Here is a 22,040-nt window from a genome sequence, read left to right on the forward strand (position 1 = left end):
GGGGCCGCGCTGCGCGGGGTCTCGGATGCCACGCGCGCGCGGCGCGCGTCTTTACAAGGGTAGGCAGCAATGAGCAAAACGCACTTCGGGTATGAGACCGTCGACGAAAACGACAAGGCGGGCAAGGTCGCCGGTGTGTTTCATTCGGTCGCGTCGAAGTACGACGTCATGAACGACATGATGTCGGGCGGCCTGCATCGCTTGTGGAAGGCCTTCACGATTGCGCAGGCCGGCGTGCGGCCCGGGTACAAGGTGCTCGACATCGCGGGCGGCACGGGCGATCTGTCGAAGGCGTTCGCGCGTCAGGCCGGGCCGACGGGCGAGGTCTGGCATACGGACATCAACGAGTCGATGCTGCGCGTCGGCCGCGATCGCTTGCTCGACAAGGGCATCATCACGCCGTCGATGCTCTGCGACGCCGAGAAGATTCCGCTGCCCGACAACTACTTCGACGTCGTGACGGTCGCGTTCGGTTTGCGCAACATGACGCACAAGGACGTCGCGCTTGCCGAGATGCGCCGCGTGCTCAAGCCCGGCGGCAAGCTGCTCGTGCTCGAATTCTCGAAGATCTGGGAGCCGTTGTCGAAGGCGTACGACGTCTACTCGTTCAAGGTGCTGCCGTTTCTCGGCGAGAAGATCGCGGGCGATGCCGAAAGCTATCGGTATCTCGCCGAATCGATCCGCATGCATCCGGACCAGGACACGCTCAAGACGATGATGGAAGAGGCGGGCCTCGATCGCGTCCGCTATTTCAATCTGGCGGCAGGGGTCGTCGCGTTGCACGTCGGCATGAAGTTCTGATCGCGATCCAGCATGTCCATGACCGTTGCCGCCCAACCCGCGATCGCCGCGATCAATCATCTTCTTGCGCGTGAAGCCTGGGCGCGCGAGAAGCTCGTGCCCTATGCCGGACGCCGCGCGCGCATTGCGTTGCCGCTCGGCAGCCTCGATCTCGAAGTGCGGGCCGACGGCCTGTTCGGCCACGCTGCCGACGCGTCCGCGGCGCCGGGCGATGCGCAGCCGGCGACCGATGCCGCCGGCGCGTCGTCCGCGCAGGGCGAGCGGGCATTCGACGTGACGATCACGGTCGAAGCCGGCGCCGCGCCCGCGTTTGTCTCGGGCGGTCAGGCTGGCGCGATGAAGCATATCCGGATCGAGGGCGATGCCGAATTCGCGACGGCGCTCGGCTATCTCGCGGAACATCTGCGCTGGGAGCCCGAGGAAGACCTCGCGAAGCTGATCGGCGACGCGGGCGCGCATCGCGCGGCGAGCCTCGCGCGCGAGGTCGCGGATCGCGCGCGGCGCACGGGGCGCAATTTCATCGAATCGATCGCCGAATATCTGCTCGACGAAGATCCTCAACTCGTTCGACGCGGCGAACTCGACGCGCTCGTTCACACGCTCACGCAGACGCGAGACGCGGTGGCGCGCCTCGAAAAGCGGCTCGAGCGGCTTGAGCGGACATCGCCCGGCGCGCGTCCGCCGGGCGGCGCGCCGACTTCAGCGGACGGGAATCGCTGATGCGCGCGCTTCGATCCATCAAGATCTTCTTCACGATCTGGCGCTACGGCCTCGACGAACTCGTGCTGTCGATGTTCCGTGGCCGCGGCGTGCGCATGCTGCTCCAGGCGATCACGTTCGGCCGCCGTCTCGACGCCGTGCCGCGCGGCGTGCGTCTGCGCCTCGCGCTGGAAAGTCTCGGCCCGATCTTCGTCAAGTTCGGCCAGGTGCTGTCGACGCGCCGCGATCTGCTCGCGCCCGATATCGCCGTCGAACTCGCGAAATTGCAGGACCAGGTGCCGCCGTTCAGCTCGGCGCTCGCGGTGTCGATCATTGAAAAGGCGCTCGGCAAGCCGGTCGACGTGTTGTTCGACGATTTCGAAGCGGTGCCCGTCGCGAGCGCGTCGATCGCGCAGGTGCATTTCGCGAAGATCAAGTCGGGCCAGCATGCGGGCAAGTCCGTCGCGATCAAGGTGCTGCGACCGAACATGCTGCCCGTGATCGACAGCGACCTCGCGCTCATGCGCGACCTCGCGCGCTGGGCCGAGCGTTTGTGGGCCGACGGCAAGCGTCTGCGGCCGCGCGAAGTTGTCGCCGAGTTCGACAAGTATCTGCACGACGAACTCGATCTGATGCGCGAGGCCGCGAACGCGAGCCAATTGCGGCGCAATTTCCTCGGTCTCGATCTGCTGCTCGTGCCCGAGATGTATTGGGAGTTCTGCAGCCAGCAAGTCATCGTGATGGAGCGCATGGTCGGCGTGCCGATCTCGCAGGTCGACACGTTGCGCGCCGCGGGCGTCGATATTCCGCGGCTCGCGCGCGAAGGGGTCGAGATCTTCTTCACGCAGGTGTTCCGCGACGGCTTTTTTCACGCGGACATGCATCCGGGCAATATCCAGGTCAGCCTCGCGAACGAGACGTTCGGCCGCTATATCGCGCTCGATTTCGGCATCGTCGGCGCGCTCTCGGACTTCGACAAGAACTACCTCGCGCAGAATTTCCTCGCGTTCTTCAAGCGCGACTACCACCGTGTGGCGACGCTCCACCTCGAGTCGGGCTGGGTGCCGCCCGATACGCGCGTCGAAGAACTCGAAGGTGCGATACGGGCCGTTTGCGAGCCGTATTTCGACAAGGCGCTCAAGGATATTTCGCTGGGTCAGGTGCTGATGCGGCTGTTTCAGACGTCGCGCCGCTTTCAGGTCGAGATCCAGCCGCAGCTCGTGTTGCTCCAGAAGACGCTGCTCAATGTCGAAGGACTGGGCCGCGAACTGGATCCCGAACTCGATCTCTGGAAGACGGCCAAGCCCTACCTCGAACGCTGGATGGCCGAACAGATCGGTCCGCGCGGGTGGCTCGAACGGCTCAAGGTCGAGATTCCGCAGTGGAGCAAGACCTTGCCGCAATTGCCGCGGCTCGTGCATCAGTTGCTGATCGACACGCAGCGCGACGTCGACGACAGCGACACGTTGATGAAGGCCGTTCTGCTCGAACAGCAGCGCATGAACAAACTGCTTCACGGACTGTTGCTGTTTGCGATTGCCGCCGGGGTCGGCGTGCTCGGCACGCATCTGTGGACGATGTGGTTCGGTCATTGAGCCGGCGATCGGATGACTCGATGACGCGGTAACTCGAAGAACCGGCGACCTGGTCGCGATGGCGGGTTGAATGCGCGCACGCGGGTGTCGTGGTCCGGATGTGATCGAAGGGCGCCGTCCAGGCGCTATAGCGGGAACCGTCGAAATGAGCCAGCCCAGTCGCGATCAGTTTGCTTTCCATGACCCCGCGCGCCCCGAGTTCTGGAGCGAGCGGTTCGACAAGGGGTTCACGCCCTGGGACCAGCATGGCGTGCCGCGCGTGTTCGAGACGTTCGCGGGCGACGTCCTGCGCGGCGATCGGGTGTTCGGCGGCATGCCCGTCGCCGCGGTGCAAGGGGGACATGCCGCGGCGGCCGTCGAACGCGATCGGCATCGTTTGCGTACCTCGAACGACCCGAACGACCCCAGCCACCCAAGCAGCCCAAGCAGCCCAAGCCGGCCTGACGCCCGCTTACCCCACGTGCTGATCCCCGGCTGCGGCCGCGCCTACGAGGCCCGGTGGCTCGTCGAACACGGCTTCGCGGTCGAGGCGATCGATTTTTCGCCGACAGCCGTGGCCGTCGCGCGCGAGCAGCTCGGTGCGTCGCACGCCGATATCGTGCGCGAGGCCGATTTCTTCGACTTCACACCCGCTCGCGAGATCGACTGGATCTACGAGCGTACGTTCTTCTGCGCGCTGCCGCCTGCGATGCGGCCCGCTTATGCGGACCGCATGGCCGATTTGCTGCCGCGCGGCGGCGTGCTCGCGGGGCTGTTCTTCGTCACGCACAAGCCGTCGGGGCCGCCGTTCGGCACATCGCTCGACGAGCTCCACCGTCTGCTCGACCCGGCGTTCGAATGCCTGAGAGAGCGCGAGGTCGACGATTCGATGGCGCTGTTCGCGGGCGTCGAGCGTTGGCTCGAATGGCGCCGCCGCTAGGCCGTGCGGGCTCTCGACGCGCGGCCGCGCGAGGGCCCGTGTCGAACGGATCGGGGCCGTGTACGTCGCGCCGATCTTGCATTTCGGCTTTCCGTCTATAATTCAGGGTTTTGCGTCACCTGTCAGGGATACCAGTCATGCCGATCTATGCTTACCGGTGCGAATCGTGCGGTTTCGCGCAGGATCTCTTGCGCAAGATCTCCGATCCGCCGTTGTCCGTATGCCCCGAGTGCAATAAGGACACCTTTCGCAAGCAAGTGACGGCCGCGGGGTTCCAGCTCAAGGGCAGCGGTTGGTATGTCACGGATTTCCGCAACAATGGCGGTGCCCCGGCGACGACGGGCAAGACGGGCGCGGCCGCGACGAGCGGCGGCGCCGAGTCGGCCTCGACGGCCGGCAGCGAGACGTCGTCGGCAGCGACCTCGGAATCGTCGTCCACCGCGTCGGCGGCTCCGGCCTCGAGTTCGGGCGCAGCGTCCTCCGACGGCGCGGCGTCTTCTTCCTAGACAAGACCGATGACAGCAAAGACTGCGAAGACGACCAAGAAAGTCACGCTCAAGACGTACTTCCTGACCGGCCTGCTCGTGCTGGTGCCGCTGGCGATCACGCTCTGGGTGCTCGGGCTCGTGATCGGCACGATGGATCAGACGCTGAACCTGTTGCCCAGCGCGTGGCAGCCCGAGCGCCTGCTCGGCTACAACCTGCCCGGCATCGGCGCCGTGCTCACGCTCGTCTTCATTTTCATCGTGGGCCTGCTCACGCAGAATTTCATCGGGCAGAAGCTCGTCATGTGGTGGGAGACGCTGCTCGCGCACATTCCGATCGTCGGGCCGCTCTACACGAGCGTCAAGCAGGTGTCCGATACGCTGCTGTCGAGCAGCGGCAATGCGTTCCGCAAGGCGCTGCTGATCGAATATCCGCGCAAGGGCTGCTTCACGATCGCGTTCATGACGGGGATTCCGGGCGGCGACGTCGCGAATCACCTGCACGGCGATCATGTGAGCGTCTATGTGCCGACGACGCCGAACCCGACGTCGGGATTCTTTCTGATGTTGCCGCGTAGCGAGGTCGTCGAACTCGACATGACCGTCGACGCGGCGCTGAAGTACATCGTGTCGATGGGCGTGGTGGCGCCGAGCGCGCCGGTGCGACGCCAGATCGATCCGCCGCTGTAAGTATCGAAGTTCCCTATACCGAATACACGAAGCAACGAAGCTACTGAGCGAAAGTCCATATCATGTCGATGAGAACTCAATACTGCGGGCTGGTGACTGAAGCCCTGCTCGGCCAGACCGTTTCCCTGTGCGGCTGGGTCCATCGCCGCCGCGACCATGGCGGCGTGATCTTCATCGATCTGCGCGACCGTGAAGGCCTGGTCCAGGTCGTCTGCGACCCCGATCGCGCCGAGATGTTCGCGGTGGCCGAAGGCGTGCGCAACGAATATTGCGTGCGCGTGTCGGGCCTCGTGCGCGCGCGTCCGGCCGGCACCGAGAATGCGGGTCTCAACAGCGGCAAGATCGAAGTGCTCTGCCATGAGCTCGAAGTGTTGAATCCGTCGATCACGCCGCCGTTCCAGCTCGACGACGACAACCTCTCGGAAACGACGCGCCTCACGCATCGCGTGCTCGATCTGCGCCGTCCGCAGATGCAACAGAATCTGCGTCTGCGTTATCGCGTCGCGATGGAAGTCCGCAAGTATCTCGACGCGCAAGGCTTCATCGACATCGAGACGCCGATGCTCACGAAGAGCACGCCGGAAGGCGCGCGCGACTATCTCGTGCCGTCGCGCGTGAACCCGGGCCATTTCTTCGCGCTGCCGCAGTCGCCGCAGTTGTTCAAGCAGATGCTCATGGTGGCGAACTTCGATCGCTACTACCAGATCACGAAGTGCTTCCGTGACGAGGACCTGCGCGCCGATCGTCAGCCCGAATTCACGCAGATCGATTGCGAAACGTCGTTCCTCGGCGAGCAGGAGATTCGCGACCTGTTCGAGACGATGATCCGGACCGTGTTCCGCAACACGATGAACGTCGACCTCGGTGACTCGATCCCCGTCATGAAGTACGAAGAGGCGATGCGCCGCTTCGGCTCGGACAAGCCCGATCTGCGCGTGAAGCTCGAATTCACCGAGCTGACCGACGCGATGCAGGATGTCGAGTTCAAGGTCTTCAGCACGCCCGCGAATACGAAGGACGGGCGCGTCGCCGCATTGCGCGTGCCGCATGGCGGCGAGCTTTCGCGCGGCGATATCGACAGCTATACGGATTTCGTCAAGATCTACGGCGCGAAGGGTCTCGCGTGGATCAAGGTCAACGAAGTCGCGAAGGGCCGCGACGGTCTGCAAAGCCCGATCGTCAAGAACCTGCACGACGCGGCGGTCGCGACGATCCTCGAGCGCACGGGTGCGCAAGACGGCGACATCATTTTCTTCGCGGCGGATCGCGCGAAGGTCGTCAACGACAGTCTCGGCGCATTGCGTCTGAAGATCGGCCATTCGGACTTCGGCGTCGAGAAGGGCTTGTCGGAACAGGCATGGCGTCCGCTGTGGGTCGTCGATTTCCCGATGTTCGAGTACGACGAAGAGAACTCGCGCTGGGTGGCGGCGCACCATCCGTTCACGAGCCCGAAGGACGAGCACGTCGACTATCTCGAAGCCGATCCGGGCCGTTGCCTCGCGAAGGCGTACGACATGGTGCTCAACGGCTGGGAAATCGGCGGCGGATCGGTCCGGATTCACCGTGAGGAGATTCAGAGCAAGGTGTTCCGCGCGATGAAGATCGGCGCCGAGGAAGCCCGCGACAAGTTCGGCTTCCTGCTCGACGCGCTCCAGTACGGCGCGCCGCCGCATGGCGGTATCGCATTCGGCCTCGACCGCATCGTCACGATGATGGCCGGCGCGGATTCGATTCGCGACGTGATCGCGTTCCCGAAGACGCAGCGCGCGCAATGTCTGCTCACGCAGGCGCCGAGCGAAGTCGACGAAAAGCAACTGCGCGAGTTGCATATCCGCCTGCGCACGCAGGAGCCCGCGAAGACGGTCTGACGACGTCGCGGCGCGCTTCGGCATTCGACGCACGACCTCCCGGTGAAAGCCGGGAGGTTTTTTTTCGCCTCATACTTCGCTGAGGATGGGCGAACAGGTCGGGAAGGTCGTACCAGCATGGTGTGTCGAATGCCGTCGTGAACGTCGTGTGAACCTTGTTTCGCAGCGATACCTCGAGCAGATGCAGCCCGTGCGTCAGACGCTGGCAGACGTCCATGTTGTGCACGTAGCGCGCGACGAGGTTGAGGTTCGACGATCGCGCCGCATGATCGTGGTACTTGTCGAGTCGCGGGGCCGACAAGGTCAGAATCAACTGGTCGTAAAAGTCTTCCATTCCTAAACTCCTTGCATGATAGAGTTGCGCTCGTATGCCCCGGCTCTGTCTTCTCCTGGCCACGCCCGCGCAAGCGGAGTGCCAAACAGTCAGTGCTCAGACTCCGGGGCGGAACGGAAAGGGCGCCTAATAAGCGCCCTTTCGCATTGGTGTGTGCAGGGGATGCAATGCACCGCGGACTTCGACAAGCGTCGCACAGGTCATACGCCTTGGGCCGTCGATAGCCCATTGTTGGTCTTTTGGCCATCGCGCCATTTCAACGCTCGCCTGCTATCGTTACGGTGTTTTCACTCCCGTCACCGACAGCGGCAATCGCAATGCGGCCTTTCAAGATTCCCGAATCCGTCCTCGTCGTCATCCACACGGCCGAGCTCGACGTGCTGCTGATCGAGCGCGCCGACCGGCCCGGCTTCTGGCAATCGGTAACGGGATCGAAGGATCGGCTCGACGAGCCCTTGCTCGATGTCGCCGCGCGCGAGGTCGGCGAGGAAACGGGTATCGCCGTCGGGACCGATCGCGTGCCGCGCACGGCATTGGCCGATTGGCGTCATACGATCGACTACGAGATCTATCCGGTGTGGCGCCATCGCTATGCGCCCGGCGTCGTGCGCAACACCGAGCACTGGTTCGGACTCACGGTGCCGCGCGATATCGACGTCGTACTCGCGCCGCGCGAGCATACGGACTGGGTCTGGCTGCCATATCGCGAGGCCGCCGAGCGCTGCTTCTCGCGATCGAACGCGCAAGCGATCCTTGAACTGCCGCACCGTCTGCGGACCGCCGCATGACGCCGAACCCCGACAACGCGATGCGACCTGCGCGAGCCCAGGAGTTCGCGTCGCCCGGGTTGGGGTCCGGGTCTGGATCCGAGCACGAGCACGAGTCCGCCCACCCCGCGAGCGACACCGCGCGCGCATTTCCGAAAGCGCGCGGCAGCGCGCGTCTCGCGTTTTCGGCCGGCAATCGCCTGCGCTTGTTCCGCTCGGGCGACGCGTATTTCGAGGCGCTCGTCGAACGGATCCGCGCGGCCACGCGATGCGTCGTGCTCGAGGTCTATATCTTCAGCGACGACGACGCCGGCGAGAAGGTCTCCGCGGCGCTTGTCGACGCGGCACGGCGCGGGATCGACGTGCGCGTGATCACCGACGGCATCGGCACCCATCGCGTGCTGAGGTTCTACGACGACTGGCGCGCGCACGGCGTGCGCTTCCGGATCTTCAATCCGCATCTGTTCGGCCGTTTCGGCTTTGCGCGCACGCACCGCAAGATCGCGTCGATCGACGAGACGATCAGCTTCGTCGGCGGCATCAATATCGTCGACGATCTCGAAAACGAAGGCGTCCGGCTCGATGCGCCCCGATGGGACTTCGCGGTCGAGCTGATCGGCCCGGTCGCCTCCGAGGTCGATGCCGCGTTCGATCTTCAATGGCAACGGCTTGACCGGAATCCGGTCGCGTCGAGCCTCGAACGCACCTTGGCCTTCGTGCGCCGCACGCTCACGCCCTCGATCGAAGCCGCTTCGCGCGCGTCCGAGGTCGCCTTTGTCGCGCGCGACAACCTCAATCGCCGGCGCACGATCGAGAAGACCTATCTCCATGCGATCGGCCGCGCGCGCGAGGAGATCCTGCTCGCGAATCCGTATTTCGTGCCCGGCCGCAAGCTGCGTCGGGCGCTCGTCGAGGCGGCCGAGCGCGGTGTCGCCGTGCGCCTGCTGATCGGCCGCAAGGAATTCCGCGTGCTCGACTACGCCGTGCCGTCGCTCTACGGCATGCTGATGGCCGCTGGGGCGCAGATTGCCGAATACAACAAGACGCTGCTGCACGGCAAGGTCGCCGTCATCGACGGCAACTGGGCGACGGTCGGTTCGTCGAACCTCGACGCGCTGAGCCTCGTGCTCAACCACGAAGCGAACGTCGTGATCGTCAACGACCCCGTCGTGTCGAGCCTGCGCGAGGCGATCCGCTCGGCGTTCGACGACTCGCCCGCGATCGATCCGCAGCGCTACGCGGCCCGGCCGCTGCCCGTGCGATTCGTTAACTGGTTCACTTACAACGCGTACCGGCTCGCGATGAAAATGTTGACGATCGGTGAATACGATTAGACCGCTCGTTCGAAAAGGCGGCGATCATTGGGCGACACGACGAGACGGCCGCTTGAAACGCCGTCTCGCCCGAACCTCCCCCAGGCCCGCGCGCGATCCCCAGCGCGTCGGCCCGCCCCGAGGCCGATCCGGCTTCCGGATCCGGCCGTCCCGGTTAGATCACGGTTTCTAATAAAAAGCTTGTGGCACAGGCGGCCGACACAACACAATAGTACGGCCGTTCGTTTTTAGTTTGACATGTTGGGACGGTAGAAAAAGATATGCGAAAAGGCGAACAAACACGAGCCGCGATTCTCGATGCGGCGCTCGATCTCGCAAGCCGCGACGGTCTCGAGGGACTGACGATCGGCTTGCTCGCCGAGCGCATGCAGATGAGCAAGAGCGGGGTCTTCGCGCATTTCGGTTCGCGCGAGGATCTGCAGGTCGAGGTGGTCAAGGAGTATCACCGCCGTTTCGAGCAGGAGGTGTTCTATCCGGCCATTCGCGAGCCGCGCGGCATGCCGCGTCTGCGCGCGATGATGTGGCGCTGGATCGATCGGCGCGTGCAGGAAGTCACGACGGGCTGCATCTACATCAGCGGCGCCGTCGAGTATGACGATCGCGCGGACAGTCCGGTTCGCGAGGAGCTCGTGCAGAGCGTGACGATCTGGCGCGAGGCATTGCTGCGTGCGATCGGTCAGGCGATGGACGAGGGTCATCTGCGCGAGAACACCGATCCGCAGATGATGGTGTTCGAGCTGTACAGCCTGACGCTCGGCCTGCATCACGACGGACGCTTCCTGCGGCTGGCCAACGCGGTCGATATCGCGCGCAGTGCGCTCGAAAAGCTGTTCGATTCATATCAGAGCATCAAAGCTTGACGCGTGCGCGGCGAGCCGCCGCGGCGTAGTCGGATTTTTTTGGAGAGACACATGGGTGAGTACGCCGCGCCGCTGCGCGATATGCAATTCGTCCTGCACGAACTGCTGAATGTCGAAGCCGAACTCAAGCAGATGCCCAAGCATGCGGACATCGACGCCGAGACGATCAATCAGGTGATCGAAGAGGCCGGCAAGTTCTGCGCAGATGTGGTGTTCCCGCTGAACCGCAGCGGCGACGAGGAAGGCTGCCATTGGAACGACGGCGTCGTGACGACGCCCGCGGGTTTCAAGGAGGCCTATCAGCAGTACGTCGAAGCGGGCTGGCCCGCGCTCGCATGCGATCCCGACTTCGGCGGCCAGGGCCTGCCGATGTTCGTGAACAATGCGCTTTACGAAATGCTGAACTCGGCGAACCAGGCCTGGACGATGTATCCGGGTCTCTCGCACGGCGCATACGAAGCCCTGCACGCGCACGGCACCGACGAACAGAAGCGCATCTATCTGCACAAGCTCGTCTCGGGCGAATGGACGGGCACGATGTGTCTGACCGAGCCGCATTGCGGTACGGATCTCGGCATGCTGCGCACGAAGGCCGAACCGCAGGCCGACGGCACGTACGCGATCTCGGGCACGAAGATCTTCATCTCGAGCGGCGAACATGACCTCGCCGACAATATCGTTCACCTCGTGCTCGCGCGGCTGCCCGATGCGCCGGCCGGCACGAAGGGCATCTCGCTGTTCGCGGTGCCGAAGTTCAACGTGACGCCCGAAGGCGGCATCGGCACGCGCAACGGCATCCAGTGCGGCTCGATCGAGCACAAGATGGGCATCCACGGCAACTCGACGTGCGTGATGAACCTCGACGGGGCCATCGGCACGCTCGTCGGCGAGCCGAACAAGGGGCTCAACGCGATGTTCGTCATGATGAACGCCGCGCGCCTGGGCGTCGGCATGCAAGGTCTGGGGCTGACCGAAGTCGCCTACCAGAACTCGCTCGCCTACGCGAAGGACCGTCTGCAGATGCGCTCGCTGACCGGCCCGAAGGCGCCCGACAAGCCCGCCGATCCGATCATCGTGCACCCCGACGTGCGCCGCATGCTGCTCACGCAGAAAGCCTATGTCGAAGCCGGCCGCGCGTTCTCGTACTGGATCGCGCTGCAGATCGACCGCGAGCTTTCGCATGAAGACGAAGACGTGCGCAAGGACGCGGCCGATCTCGTCGCGTTGCTCACGCCGATCATCAAGGCCTTCCTGACGGACAACGCATTCGAGGCGACCAACCTCGGTCTCCAGGTCTTCGGCGGCCACGGTTTCATTCGCGAATGGGGCATGGAGCAGTACGTGCGCGACGCGCGGATCAACATGATCTATGAAGGCACGAACACGATTCAGTCGCTCGATTTGCTCGGCCGCAAGGTGCTCGGCGACATGGGCGCGAAGATGAAGAAGTTCGGCAAGATCGTCCAGGAGTTCGTCGAGCAGGAAGGCGTCAAGTCGGAGATGCAGGAGTTCATCAACCCGCTCGCCGACATCGGCGAAAAGCTCCAGAAGCTCACGATGGAAATCGGCATGAAGGCGATGGCGAACCCCGACGAAGTCGGCGCGGCCGCCGTGCCGTATCTGCGTGTCGCGGGTCACGTCGTGTTCGCGTACTTCTGGGCGCGCATGGCGCGCATCGCGCTCGACAAGCAGGCGAGCGGCGATCCGTTCTACAAGGCGAAGCTCGCGACCGCGCGCTTCTACTTCGCGAAGCTGCTGCCCGAGACGGCCTACCAGATCCGCGCCGCGCGCGCGGGCGTCAAGCCGCTGCTCGAACTCGAAGCCGAATTGTTCTGAACCGAATCGTCATACCCGGAGAATCTCTGTGAGCAATCTGATCATTCGCAAGGTCGCCGTGCTCGGCGCGGGCGTGATGGGGGCGCAGATCGCGGCGCACCTCGTCAACGCGAAAGTGCCGGTGCTGTTGTTCGATCTGCCCGCGAAGGAAGGCCCGAAGAACGCGATCGCGCTCAAGGCGATCGAGACGCTCAAGAAACTGAGCCCCGCGCCGTTCGGCGTCAAGGACGACGCCCAGTACATCGAGCCCGCGAACTACGAGGACGACCTCGACAAGCTCAAGGACTGCGATCTCGTGATCGAAGCGATCGCCGAGCGCATGGACTGGAAGCATGACCTCTACAAGAAGGTCGCGCCCGCGCTCGGCGCGAACACGATCTTCGCGTCGAACACGTCGGGCCTGTCGATCACCGCGTTGTCCGAGGGCTTCGACGACGCGCTCAAGGCGCGCTTCTGCGGCGTGCACTTCTTCAATCCGCCGCGGTACATGCATCTGGTCGAACTGATCCCGACCGTGACGACCGCGCCGCAGATCCTCGACGATCTCGAAACCTTCCTGACGAGCGTCGTCGGCAAGGGCGTCGTGCGCGCGAAGGACACGCCGAACTTCATCGCGAACCGCGTCGGGATCTTCTCGATCCTCGCCGTCGTCACGGAAGCCGCGAAATTCGGCCTCGGCTTCGACGTCGTCGACGATCTCACGGGCGCGCGCCTCGGCCGCGCGAAGTCCGCGACGTTCCGCACGGCGGACGTCGTCGGTCTCGACACGATGGCCCACGTGATCAAGACGATGCAGGACACGTTGCCCGACGACCCGTTCTATCCGGTCTACCAGACGCCGGCGGTGCTCAAGGCGCTCGTCGAGAAGGGCGCGCTCGGTCAGAAGACGGGCGCGGGCTTCTACAAGAAGGAAGGCAAGACGATCAAGGTGCTCGACGCCGCGAAGGGCGAGTACGTCGAGTCGGGCGCGAAGGCCGACGAACTCGTCGGCCGCATTCTCAAGCGTCCCGCGGCCGAGCGTCTGAAGCTGCTGCGCGAGTCCGACAACGCGCAGGCGCAATTCCTCTGGTCGATCTTCCGCGATGTCTTCCACTACATCGCCGTGCATCTCGAGTCGATCGCCGACAACGCGCGCGACGTGGACCTCGCGATCCGTTGGGGCTTCGGCTGGAACGAAGGTCCGTTCGAAGGCTGGCAAGCCGCGGGCTGGAAGCAGGTCGCCGAATGGGTCAAGGCCGATATCGACGCGGGCAAGGCGCTCTCGAACGCGCCGCTGCCGGCATGGGTCTTCGAAGGCCGCGTCGCCGACAACAACGGCGTGCATGGCGCGAGCGGCTCGTACTCGCCGGCCGCGAACGCGTTCGTGCCGCGCAGCCAGTTGCCGGTCTACGGCCGTCAGGTCTTCCGCGCGCCGCTCGTCGGCGAGCAGGGCGCCGATCCGCTCAAGTACGGCAAGACGCTGTTCGAAACCGATACCGTGCGTGCATGGGTCGACGATGCGCCGGGCGAGGACGACATCGTCGTCGTCTCGTTCAAGAGCAAGATGAACACGATCGGACCGTCGGTGCTCGACGGCATCGCGAAAGCGATCGATCTCGCCGAGCAGTCGTACAAGGGCGTCGTGATCTGGCAACCGACTTCGCTGAAGCTCGGCACGCCGGGCGGCCCGTTCTCGGCGGGCGCGAATCTCGAAGAGGCGATGCCCGCGTTCATGACGGGCGGCGCCAAGGGCATCGAACCGTTCGTCAAGAAGTTCCAGGACGGCATGATGCGCGTCAAGTACGCGAACGTGCCGGTCGTCGTCGCCGTGTCGGGCATCGCGCTCGGCGGCGGCTGCGAGCTGTCGCTGCATAGCGCGAAGCGTGTCGCGCACGTCGAAAGCTTCTTCGGTCTCGTTGAAATCGGCGTGGGTCTCGTGCCGGCCGGCGGCGGTCTCAAGGAAGCGGCGCTGCGCGCCGCCGAGGCGGCCGCGGCGGCGGATAGCACGAACCTGCTGCAGTTCCTCACGAAGTCGTTCACGAACGCCGCGACCGCGAAGGTGTCGAGCTCGGCGATCGAGGCGCGGCAGATGGGGTATCTGAAGCCGAGCGACACGATCGTCTTCAACGTGTTCGAACTGCTTCACACGGCGCGCAACGAAGCGCGCGCGCTGTCCGACGCAGGCTATCGTCCGCCGCTGCGTCCGCGTGCGATCCCGGTCGCGGGCCGCTCGGGCGTCGCGACGATCAAGGCGCAACTCGTGAACATGCGCGACGGCCGCTTTATCTCGGCGCACGACTATCTGATCGCGAGCAAGATCGCCGAAGCCGTCTGCGGCGGCGATGTCGAGGCAGGCAGTCTCGTCGACGAGGAATGGCTGCTCAAGCTCGAGCGCAATGCGTTCGTCGAGCTGCTGGGCACCGCGAAGACGCAGGAACGGATCATGGGCCTGTTGCAGACCGGCAAGCCGGTTCGCAACTGAGCGCACACTGGAGCATCAAATGAGCAAACAACTGCAAGACGCTTATATCGTCGCCGCGAGCCGTACGCCGATCGGCAAGGCCCCGCGCGGTGTGTTCCGCAACACGCGCCCCGACGAATTGCTGGTTCACGCGATCCAGTCGGCCTTCGCCCAAGTGCCGGGCCTCGATACGAGTCTCGTCGAAGACGCGATCATCGGCTGCGCGATTCCCGAAGGTGAGCAAGGCCTGAACATCGCGCGTCTCGGCGTGCTGCTCGCGGGCCTGCCGAACACGATCGGCGGCGTGACCGTCAATCGCTTCTGCGCATCGGGCGTGACCGCGCTCGCGATGGCGGCGGACCGCATCCGGGTCGGCGAGTCGGACGTCATGATCGCGGGCGGCGTCGAGTCGATGAGCATGGTGCCGATGATGGGCAACAAGCCGTCGATGTCGCCGACGATCTTCGAACGCGACGAGAATGTCGGCATCGCATACGGCATGGGCATGACGGCCGAGAAGGTCGCCGAGCAATGGAAGATCAGCCGCGACGCGCAGGATCAGTTCTCGCTCGAATCGCATCAGAAGGCGCTCGCCGCGCAAGCCGCGGGTGAGTTCGATGCCGAGATCGCGCCGTTCACCGTGCGCGAGCACACGCCGGATCTGTCGACGGGCGAGGTCAAGATCCGCGAGCGCGTGATTCGTCTCGACGAAGGTCCGCGCGCCGATACGTCGATCGAAGGCCTCGGCAAGCTCAAGACGGTGTTCGCGAACAAGGGATCGGTCACGGCCGGCAACAGTTCGCAGACGTCCGATGGCGCGGGCGCGCTGATCGTCGTGTCCGAGAAGATCCTCAAGCAGTTCAATCTGACGCCGCTCGCGCGCTTCGTGAGCTTCGCCGTGCGCGGCGTGCCGCCCGAGATCATGGGGATCGGCCCGAAGGTCGCGATTCCGGCGGCGCTCAAGGCAGCCGGTCTCAAGCAGGACGATCTCGACTGGATCGAACTCAACGAGGCGTTCGCAGCCCAGGCGCTCGCGGTGATCCAGGACCTCGGCCTCGACCGTTCGAAGGTCAATCGGATGGGCGGCGCGATCGCGCTCGGTCACCCGCTCGGCGCGACCGGTGCGATTCGCGCGGCGACGGCCGTGCATGCGCTGCACCGTCACAATCTCAAGTACGGGATGGTGACGATGTGCGTGGGCACCGGCATGGGCGCCGCGGGCATCATCGAGCGCGTCTGAGGATCGCGCCGGCGATGTTCACCTGAACGACGGCCTGCCTTGTGCAGGCCGTTTGTGTTTCGACAGAGGAGACAGAGATGGAGACAGGAGTCGAGAGCAACACGGACGTCGTGGTCCGCCGCGACGGCGCCGTGCTGGTGATCGCGTTCAATCGCGTCCAGAAGAAGAATGCGATCACGGTCGCGATGTATCAGGCGATGTCGGACGGTCTCGCCGAAGCGGCCGCCGACGCATCGGTGCGCGCGGTGCTGATTCATGGCGATGCGCAGGTGTTCAGCGCGGGCAACGATCTCGCCGACTTCATGAAAAACCCGGCGAGCGGCGAGAACGCGCCCGTGTTCCAGTTTCTGCGCGGCATCGCGAACGCGCGCAAGCCGATCGTGGCCGCGGTCGCGGGCGTCGCGGTCGGGATCGGCACGACGCTGCTGCTCCATTGCGATCTCGTCTACGCAGGCGACAACGCACGTTTCTCGCTGCCGTTCACGCAGCTCGGCCTATGTCCCGAGGCCGCATCGAGCTTGCTGCTGCCGCAATTGACGGGCTATCAGCGCGCGGCCGAGAAGCTGCTGCTCGGCGAGGCCTTCGATGCCGCCGAGGCGCTCGCGATGGGGCTCGTGAGCCGCGTGTTGCCGGCCGGCGAGGTCAATGCGTTCGCGCTCGCGCAAGCCAAGAAGCTCGCCGCGCTGCCGTCCGCCTCGCTGCGCGCGACGAAGTCGCTCATGAAGGACGCGAATCGTCCGGCCGTGCTCGCACGCATGACCGAGGAAGGCGCCCAGTTCGCGAAGATGCTCGTCGCGCCCGAGGCGCGCGAGGCGTTTGCGGCGTTCATGGAAAAGCGCACGCCGAACTTCGCGCAGTTCGACTGAGCGGATCGGGCGGGCCGAGCGGATCGAGCGGATCGAGCGATCAGGCCGGCGCGTATTCGACGAAACCGTCGCCGCGCGCGAATGCGACGAGCCGGATGCCGGCCTGCTTCGCGATGTCGATCGCGAGCGAGGTCGGCGCGGAAATCGTCGCGATCATCGGCACGTTCACGCGCGCGGCCTTGCGTATGAGTTCGTAGCTCGCGCGGCTCGACAGGAACACGAAGCCGTCCTGCGTCGAAGCGCGCGCGAACGTGACGGCGCCGATCAGCTTGTCGAGCGCGTTGTGCCGGCCGACGTCCTCGCAGACGTGGACGATCTCGCCGGCCGCGTTGCACCACGCGGCCGCGTGGACGCCGCCCGTTTGCTTTTGCAGGGTCTGCCGATCGGGCAGGCTGGCCGCGGCGCGCGCGACGGCCTGCGGATCGAGCGTCGACAGAAAAGGGCCTGGTGCGACGGGCTCGGCCGCGAGGTCGAGCAGCTCGATGCTCTCGATTCCGCAGACGCCGCAGCCCGAGCGGCCCGCGAGACTGCGCCGCCTGACCTTGAGTTCGCTGAACGCATGCTGGACGAGCGTGACCTCGACCTCGGCGCTCGCGGCGTGCCAGACGACTTCGATGTCGACGACGTCGCTGCGTCGCGCGGCGATGCCCTCGGTCAGCACGAAGCCGAGCGCGAACGCGTCGAGGTCCGCCGGCGTGCACATCATGACCGCATGCGAAATGCCGTTGCAGACGATCGCGACCGGCCATTCCTGCGCGATGCGGTCTGTCGTACGGCTCGCCTGCTCGCCGCGATGACGCACGACCGGCACGCTCATCGTCGTGTGGATATCGCTATCGGTAGATTCGATCATGCGCTGCGCGTGGGAATGGGGGGACTCGCGTGCCACAATGCGGGCGTTCGCATGACCTCGATTTTAGGCGCTGATCATGACTTACGCTTCGAGCCTCTATCTGTTCGCGTTCGAGCGCGCGCAACCGGAACCGCTTGCGTTCATGCCGCTCGGCGTGCGGTTCTACCTCGACCGGTGCGGATACCGGCTGTCGCTCGCGCAGTGGCAGGCGCTGCCCGAGGGCGATCGCGCGACACTCGCGCGCATCGAACCGGCATTCGACGAGGCGAGCGCGACGGCGTTTGCGCGCGTGCTCGAACCTTGCGTGAGCCACGCGTCGATCGGCCCGGTCGAGACGCAGGCGTGCGAGGACGTCGAGACGCTCGCGCCGGCGGCGGTGCCCGATACCGTCATCGCGCAAGCCGCGCAGCATGGCGTCGACGATATCGCGCAGCAAGCGTGGTCGGCGTTGACGATCGGGCAGCGATACGCGCTCGCGAAGCTCGCGCGCAAAGCCCGGCGTAGTGAAGACTTCGGGGCGGCCATGACCGAATTCGGTCTGCGCGCGCACTGATCGTCGCTCGGATCGGTGCGTTTCGGCAGGGCGGTGCCTGCGTTGATCGCCGGCGGCGTTCGGACGATCCGAATTGAATATGTTTAGCGAGTTGGCGGTGTGTTGGGCGATTTAACCGACGAATGCGCCCACATTTATTGTTTTCGCGCTCATGATTTTTGGAATGGTGCCGTTACCCGTTGGATAGACCGATTTTTACGCAATCCATACACGGACGCCGGCGAGACCCCGCGGCGAAAACGGGGATATGAGCTCCTTTTTTTCCAAACGACTCCTGATCACGCTGGCCGTCGTCTGCGCGGCCGTCGGCGCGAACGGGTTCATCGCCTACACGCAGATACTCGGACAATCCGAGGCGGATACGTGGATGGCGCGGTCGCTTCAGATGAAAGAGGATCTCGAAGCGTATCTGCACGGGCTCTATGACGAGCGCGCGCTTTACGAGGCCGCCGCGAAGCATCACAAGGACGTGCCGCAGGCCCAGGTCGAGCGTAGCGCGACCGACCTGCGTCGAATCGCCGAGCGGATGCGCCGCACGGTCGCCGGCGACCGTGCGCAGCTCGCGGCGCTCGACAATCTCGACGACAAAGTCACGCGCTGGCGCGCCGATCTCGAACTCGCGACGCCCGGGCACGGCACCGTGCCCGACGATCCCGAACTCGCCGACGATCGGCGCGACGTCAGCGATGCGCTCGCCGCGCTGCGCGTTCACGAGGACCATGCGCTGGCCGATCGGCTCGCGCAGTCGGCGCATCGCACGCGCGCGGCGACGATCACGCTGTTGTTCGCGACGCTCTCGGGCATCGGCCTGCTCGTGTATGCGTTTGCGATCCGCGACCGTGCGGCGCGCGAGCGCATGCGCGCCGCACAGGTCGCGCGCCAGAGCGACGCGCGGTTTCGCCAGTTGTTCGACGCGCACCCCGTCACGATGTGGATCTACGACGCGTCGACACTCGAGATCCTCGCCGTCAACTCGATGGCCGTGAAGCAGCTCGGCTACTCGGAGTCCGAGTTCCGCGCCATGACCTTGCTCGATTTCCGGCCCGACAGCGAGAAGCAGCGCCTGGCGCGGTTCCTCTCGCGTCATGCGCCGAACCAGCTCGACGACGGCCGCACGCGCGCGGGCATCTGGCATTACCTGCGGCGCGACGGTTCGATCTTCAGCGCCGACATCACCTTCTATCCGCTGACGTTCGACGGGCGTTTCTCGACCGCCGTGCTCGCCGAGGATCTGACGTCGCAGCTCAGCGCCGAGGCCGCGCTCACGCAGTCGAATCAGATGCTCGAAAGCATCATCGACAACATTCCGCAGCGGATCTACTGGAAGGATCTCGATTCGCGCTTTCTCGGCAGCAACTCCGCGTTCGCGCGCGATGCGGGCTTCGCCTATCCCGAGCAGGTCGTCGGACGCGCCGATGCCGAGCTGCCATGGGCGCACGACATCGATCGGCAGCGCAAGCGCGATCTCGACGTCCTGACGACGGGCGTGCCGCAACTGAATTACGAAGACGAGATCGTCGTCGACGGTCAACGCCACGCGATCGTCGCGAACGTGCTGCCGCTCAAGGATGCGAACGGTCAGACGGTCGGCGTGCTCGGCTCGTACACGGACGTCACGGATCGCAAGCGAACCGACCAGGCGCTGCGGATTCAGAGCCGCGCGGTCGATGCGAGCGTCAACGCGATCCTGATCACGATGCATGTCGACGGCCAGAACGTCATCGAGTACGTGAATCCCGCGTTCCGGCGCATCACGGGTTACGAGACGCATGAGGTCATCGGCAAGGACTGCCGCTTCCTTCAGCGTGACGACAATCAACAGGAAGGTCTCGTCGCCCTGCGTTCGGCGATGCGCGCGAATCGCGAGGTCAGCGCGGTGCTGCGCAACTATCGCAAGGACGGCGCGCTGTTCTGGAACCAGCTGTATATCGCGCCCGTGCCCGATGCCGACGGCACGATCACGCATCACGTCGGCGTCATCAACGACGTGACCGAGCTCATCCGGTACCAGGAACAGCTCGAATATCAGGCGAATTACGACGCGCTCACGCATCTGCCGAACCGGAATCTGCTGCGCGACCGGCTCAGTCAGGCGCTCAGCCGCGCGCAGCGCGGGTCGGGGCGCGTCGCCGTCGTGTTCCTCGATCTCGACGGATTCAAGAACGTCAACGACAGCCTGGGCCACAGCTTCGGCGACAAGCTGCTGACCGTCGTCGCGGGCCGGCTTGGCGCATGCGTGCGCGCGAGCGACACCGTCGCGCGTCATGGCGGCGACGAGTTCGTCGTCGTGCTGACGGACCCCGAGGACGAGCGCGCGCTCAACAACTGGGCCGAGCGCGTGCGTCATGCGATCGGCGAGCCGGTCTGGATCGACGAGCACGAGTTCTACGTCGGCTGCAGTCTCGGCGCGAGCCTGTTCCCGCAGGACGGCGAGGATGCGGAAACGCTGCTCAAGAAGGCCGATCTCGCGATGTATCGCGCGAAGGATCTCGGGCGCAACCGGTTCCAGTTCTATCAGCCCGAGATGAACGAAAGCGTCGGCACGCGTCTGAATCTCGAGCGGCGTTTGCGCCGCGCGCTGCGCGACAACGAATTCGTGCTCCAGTATCAGCCGCAGATCGATATCGCGACCGGACGCATCGTCGGCCTCGAAGCGCTTGTTCGCTGGCAGGACCCCGAGGCGGGTCTGGTCATGCCGTCGGAATTCATTCCGATCGCCGAAGAAAGCGGCCTCATCGAGGCGATCGGCGAATGGGTGCTGCGCGAGGCGTGCCGCCAGAACCAGGCGTGGCAGGATGCGGGCCTACCGCCCGCGCGCGTGTCGGTCAATCTGTCGGCGCGCCAGTTTCATCGCGCCGATATCCGGCAGATCGTGCTGTCCGTGCTCGAACAGACGCGGCTCGCGCCCGAGTACCTCGAAATCGAACTGACCGAGAGCGTCATCATGACGAACGCCGAAGAGGCGGCCGAGATGCTCAACCAGCTTCACGACATCGGCATCCATCTGACGATCGACGATTTCGGCACCGGGTATTCGAGCCTTTCGTATCTCAAGCGCTTTCCGGTCGACCGGCTCAAGATCGATCGCTCGTTCGTCAGCGATATCGGCGTGTCGCACGACGACGAGACGATCATCACCGCGATCATCACGCTTGCGCATGCGTTGAATCTGCAGGTCATCGCGGAGGGCGTCGAAACGACGTCGCAACTCGACTTCCTGGTCGCGCACGGCTGCAATGAGATCCAGGGCTATCTGTACAGCCAGCCCGTCGACCACGGCTTGATTCCGGAGCTGCTCTCGTCGGACGGCATCTTCGAAGCCGCGACGGTTTGACGCGAAGCGCAGACCGCGCGGCACGCGGCCTGCCGTCCGGATCGATCAGGCGAGCGGCGGCAATTCGCGCGGCCGGCGATCGGGACCCGTCGCGACATACGTCAACGTCGCTTCGGTCACCTTGACGACTTCATCGGCCAGGCGCATGCGCTGCGCGAACACGACGACCTCGACCGTGATCGAGGTGCGTCCCGTCTTGACGATCTTCGTGTAGAAGCTCAGCAGATCGCCGACGAAGACCGGCTCGCGGAACACGAACGAATTCACGGCGACGGTCGCGACGCGGCCGTTCGCGCGGCGGCCCGCGGGAATCGAGCCGGCGATGTCGACCTGCGACATGATCCAGCCGCCGAACACGTCGCCATGGACGTTCGCGTCGTGCGGCTGCGGCATCACGCGCAAGGCGGGTTCCTGATTGTTGGGGAGCTGGTTCGGAAGGGCGTCCATCGATAGGGCCTGAGTCGGATGCGGGGTACGGGAGCGGGCCGCGGCGCGGAGCCCGAGCACGCTCGGCGGCGGGTTCTGCGACAATGACGGCACCCGCAATTGTACGGGACGCCGTGGCG

At 65.0% G+C, this 22,040-nt stretch carries 18 protein-coding genes; 16 read left to right on the forward strand and 2 right to left on the reverse strand.

The window, feature by feature from the left end; translation table 11 throughout:
- Nucleotides 1-69: 69 nt before the first annotated feature.
- From ubiE to D7S86_RS03050, 14 genes are all read left to right on the forward strand, one after another.
- On the forward strand, nt 70-801 hold the full coding sequence (gene ubiE / locus D7S86_RS02980; protein ID WP_121083263.1) for a bifunctional demethylmenaquinone methyltransferase/2-methoxy-6-polyprenyl-1,4-benzoquinol methylase UbiE: 732 nt from the start codon (nt 70-72) through the stop codon (nt 799-801).
- An 18-nt stretch (nt 802-819) separates the two neighbouring features.
- Complete coding sequence (locus tag D7S86_RS02985) at nt 820-1,521, forward strand: ubiquinone biosynthesis accessory factor UbiJ (RefSeq protein WP_121083265.1); 702 nt, start codon at nt 820-822, stop codon at nt 1,519-1,521.
- Complete coding sequence (ubiB, locus tag D7S86_RS02990; RefSeq protein ID WP_121083268.1) at nt 1,521-3,095, forward strand: ubiquinone biosynthesis regulatory protein kinase UbiB; 1,575 nt, start codon at nt 1,521-1,523, stop codon at nt 3,093-3,095. The genes D7S86_RS02985 and ubiB overlap by 1 nt, the downstream gene beginning before the upstream one ends.
- Before the next feature lie 145 nt (nt 3,096-3,240).
- Entirely contained in the window at nt 3,241-4,014 is a 774-nt protein-coding gene (locus D7S86_RS02995) for a methyltransferase domain-containing protein (RefSeq protein ID WP_240647965.1), read from the forward strand.
- 137 nt (nt 4,015-4,151) lie between these two features.
- Nucleotides 4,152-4,520 (forward strand): FmdB family zinc ribbon protein, encoded by a 369-nt coding sequence (locus D7S86_RS03000; RefSeq protein WP_121083271.1) that lies wholly within the window; start codon nt 4,152-4,154, stop codon nt 4,518-4,520.
- Between the two features lie 9 nt (nt 4,521-4,529).
- Nucleotides 4,530-5,189, forward strand: coding sequence for a DUF502 domain-containing protein (locus tag D7S86_RS03005; RefSeq protein ID WP_121083273.1), 660 nt, complete (start codon nt 4,530-4,532; stop codon nt 5,187-5,189).
- A 62-nt stretch (nt 5,190-5,251) separates the two neighbouring features.
- The gene (gene aspS, locus D7S86_RS03010; protein ID WP_121083276.1) at nt 5,252-7,057 is read left to right on the forward strand and encodes an aspartate--tRNA ligase; all 1,806 of its coding nucleotides are present in this window, start codon (nt 5,252-5,254) and stop codon (nt 7,055-7,057) included.
- A 651-nt stretch (nt 7,058-7,708) separates the two neighbouring features.
- Complete coding sequence (gene nudB / locus D7S86_RS03020) at nt 7,709-8,179, forward strand: dihydroneopterin triphosphate diphosphatase (RefSeq protein ID WP_121083281.1); 471 nt, start codon at nt 7,709-7,711, stop codon at nt 8,177-8,179.
- The gene (clsB, locus tag D7S86_RS03025) at nt 8,176-9,492 is read left to right on the forward strand and encodes a cardiolipin synthase ClsB (RefSeq protein ID WP_240647966.1); all 1,317 of its coding nucleotides are present in this window, start codon (nt 8,176-8,178) and stop codon (nt 9,490-9,492) included. Before nudB ends, clsB begins: the two co-directional genes overlap by 4 nt.
- 260 nt (nt 9,493-9,752) lie before the next feature.
- Nucleotides 9,753-10,352, forward strand: a complete 600-nt coding sequence (locus D7S86_RS03030) for a TetR/AcrR family transcriptional regulator (protein WP_121083284.1) — start codon at nt 9,753-9,755, stop codon at nt 10,350-10,352.
- A gap of 51 nt (nt 10,353-10,403) precedes the next feature.
- Nucleotides 10,404-12,188, forward strand: a complete 1,785-nt coding sequence (locus D7S86_RS03035) for an acyl-CoA dehydrogenase C-terminal domain-containing protein (protein WP_121083286.1) — start codon at nt 10,404-10,406, stop codon at nt 12,186-12,188.
- 28 nt (nt 12,189-12,216) lie between these two features.
- Nucleotides 12,217-14,649 (forward strand): 3-hydroxyacyl-CoA dehydrogenase/enoyl-CoA hydratase family protein, encoded by a 2,433-nt coding sequence (locus D7S86_RS03040; RefSeq protein WP_121083289.1) that lies wholly within the window; start codon nt 12,217-12,219, stop codon nt 14,647-14,649.
- Between the two features lie 19 nt (nt 14,650-14,668).
- Nucleotides 14,669-15,868, forward strand: coding sequence for an acetyl-CoA C-acyltransferase (locus D7S86_RS03045; RefSeq protein ID WP_121083292.1), 1,200 nt, complete (start codon nt 14,669-14,671; stop codon nt 15,866-15,868).
- A gap of 77 nt (nt 15,869-15,945) precedes the next feature.
- On the forward strand, nt 15,946-16,734 hold the full coding sequence (locus D7S86_RS03050; RefSeq protein WP_121083295.1) for an enoyl-CoA hydratase: 789 nt from the start codon (nt 15,946-15,948) through the stop codon (nt 16,732-16,734).
- A gap of 40 nt (nt 16,735-16,774) precedes the next feature.
- Here the strand turns inward: D7S86_RS03050 and fdhD are convergent, their stop codons facing one another.
- Entirely contained in the window at nt 16,775-17,587 is an 813-nt protein-coding gene (gene fdhD / locus D7S86_RS03055; protein ID WP_121083298.1) for a formate dehydrogenase accessory sulfurtransferase FdhD, read from the reverse strand.
- Between the two features lie 76 nt (nt 17,588-17,663).
- Here fdhD and D7S86_RS03060 point away from each other — a divergent pair, with 76 nt between their 5' ends.
- Both D7S86_RS03060 and D7S86_RS03065 read left to right on the forward strand, forming a co-directional pair.
- Entirely contained in the window at nt 17,664-18,140 is a 477-nt protein-coding gene (locus D7S86_RS03060) for a nitrate reductase associated protein (protein WP_121083301.1), read from the forward strand.
- A gap of 247 nt (nt 18,141-18,387) precedes the next feature.
- A complete protein-coding gene (locus D7S86_RS03065; protein WP_121083303.1) occupies nt 18,388-21,474 on the forward strand; it encodes a sensor domain-containing protein in 3,087 nt (1,028 codons plus the stop codon).
- A gap of 45 nt (nt 21,475-21,519) precedes the next feature.
- On the opposite strand, the gene D7S86_RS03070 is transcribed toward D7S86_RS03065, so the two are convergent.
- A complete protein-coding gene (locus D7S86_RS03070) occupies nt 21,520-21,921 on the reverse strand; it encodes an acyl-CoA thioesterase (RefSeq protein WP_121083305.1) in 402 nt (133 codons plus the stop codon).
- Between the last annotated feature and the right edge of the window lie 119 nt (nt 21,922-22,040).

Origin of the sequence: Pararobbsia silviterrae (assembly GCF_003628125.1) — a bacterium.
In the GTDB taxonomy this organism is placed as follows: Bacteria; Pseudomonadota; Gammaproteobacteria; order Burkholderiales; family Burkholderiaceae; genus Pararobbsia; species Pararobbsia silviterrae.

Bases quoted from the DNA above. Each gene is read 5' to 3' on its own strand.
- ubiE (WP_121083263.1), top strand. From the start codon at position 70: ATGAGCAAAACGCACTTCGGGTATGAGACCGTCGACGAAAACGACAAG.
- D7S86_RS02985 (WP_121083265.1), top strand. From the start codon at position 820: ATGACCGTTGCCGCCCAACCCGCGATCGCCGCGATCAATCATCTTCTT.
- ubiB (WP_121083268.1), top strand. From the start codon at position 1,521: ATGCGCGCGCTTCGATCCATCAAGATCTTCTTCACGATCTGGCGCTAC.
- D7S86_RS02995 (WP_240647965.1), top strand. From the start codon at position 3,241: ATGAGCCAGCCCAGTCGCGATCAGTTTGCTTTCCATGACCCCGCGCGC.
- D7S86_RS03000 (WP_121083271.1), top strand. From the start codon at position 4,152: ATGCCGATCTATGCTTACCGGTGCGAATCGTGCGGTTTCGCGCAGGAT.
- D7S86_RS03005 (WP_121083273.1), top strand. From the start codon at position 4,530: ATGACAGCAAAGACTGCGAAGACGACCAAGAAAGTCACGCTCAAGACG.
- aspS (WP_121083276.1), top strand. From the start codon at position 5,252: ATGTCGATGAGAACTCAATACTGCGGGCTGGTGACTGAAGCCCTGCTC.
- nudB (WP_121083281.1), top strand. From the start codon at position 7,709: ATGCGGCCTTTCAAGATTCCCGAATCCGTCCTCGTCGTCATCCACACG.
- clsB (WP_240647966.1), top strand. From the start codon at position 8,176: ATGACGCCGAACCCCGACAACGCGATGCGACCTGCGCGAGCCCAGGAG.
- D7S86_RS03030 (WP_121083284.1), top strand. From the start codon at position 9,753: ATGCGAAAAGGCGAACAAACACGAGCCGCGATTCTCGATGCGGCGCTC.
- D7S86_RS03035 (WP_121083286.1), top strand. From the start codon at position 10,404: ATGGGTGAGTACGCCGCGCCGCTGCGCGATATGCAATTCGTCCTGCAC.
- D7S86_RS03045 (WP_121083292.1), top strand. From the start codon at position 14,669: ATGAGCAAACAACTGCAAGACGCTTATATCGTCGCCGCGAGCCGTACG.
- D7S86_RS03050 (WP_121083295.1), top strand. From the start codon at position 15,946: ATGGAGACAGGAGTCGAGAGCAACACGGACGTCGTGGTCCGCCGCGAC.
- fdhD (WP_121083298.1), bottom strand. From the start codon at position 17,587: ATGATCGAATCTACCGATAGCGATATCCACACGACGATGAGCGTGCCG.
- D7S86_RS03060 (WP_121083301.1), top strand. From the start codon at position 17,664: ATGACTTACGCTTCGAGCCTCTATCTGTTCGCGTTCGAGCGCGCGCAA.
- D7S86_RS03065 (WP_121083303.1), top strand. From the start codon at position 18,388: ATGAGCTCCTTTTTTTCCAAACGACTCCTGATCACGCTGGCCGTCGTC.
- D7S86_RS03070 (WP_121083305.1), bottom strand. From the start codon at position 21,921: ATGGACGCCCTTCCGAACCAGCTCCCCAACAATCAGGAACCCGCCTTG.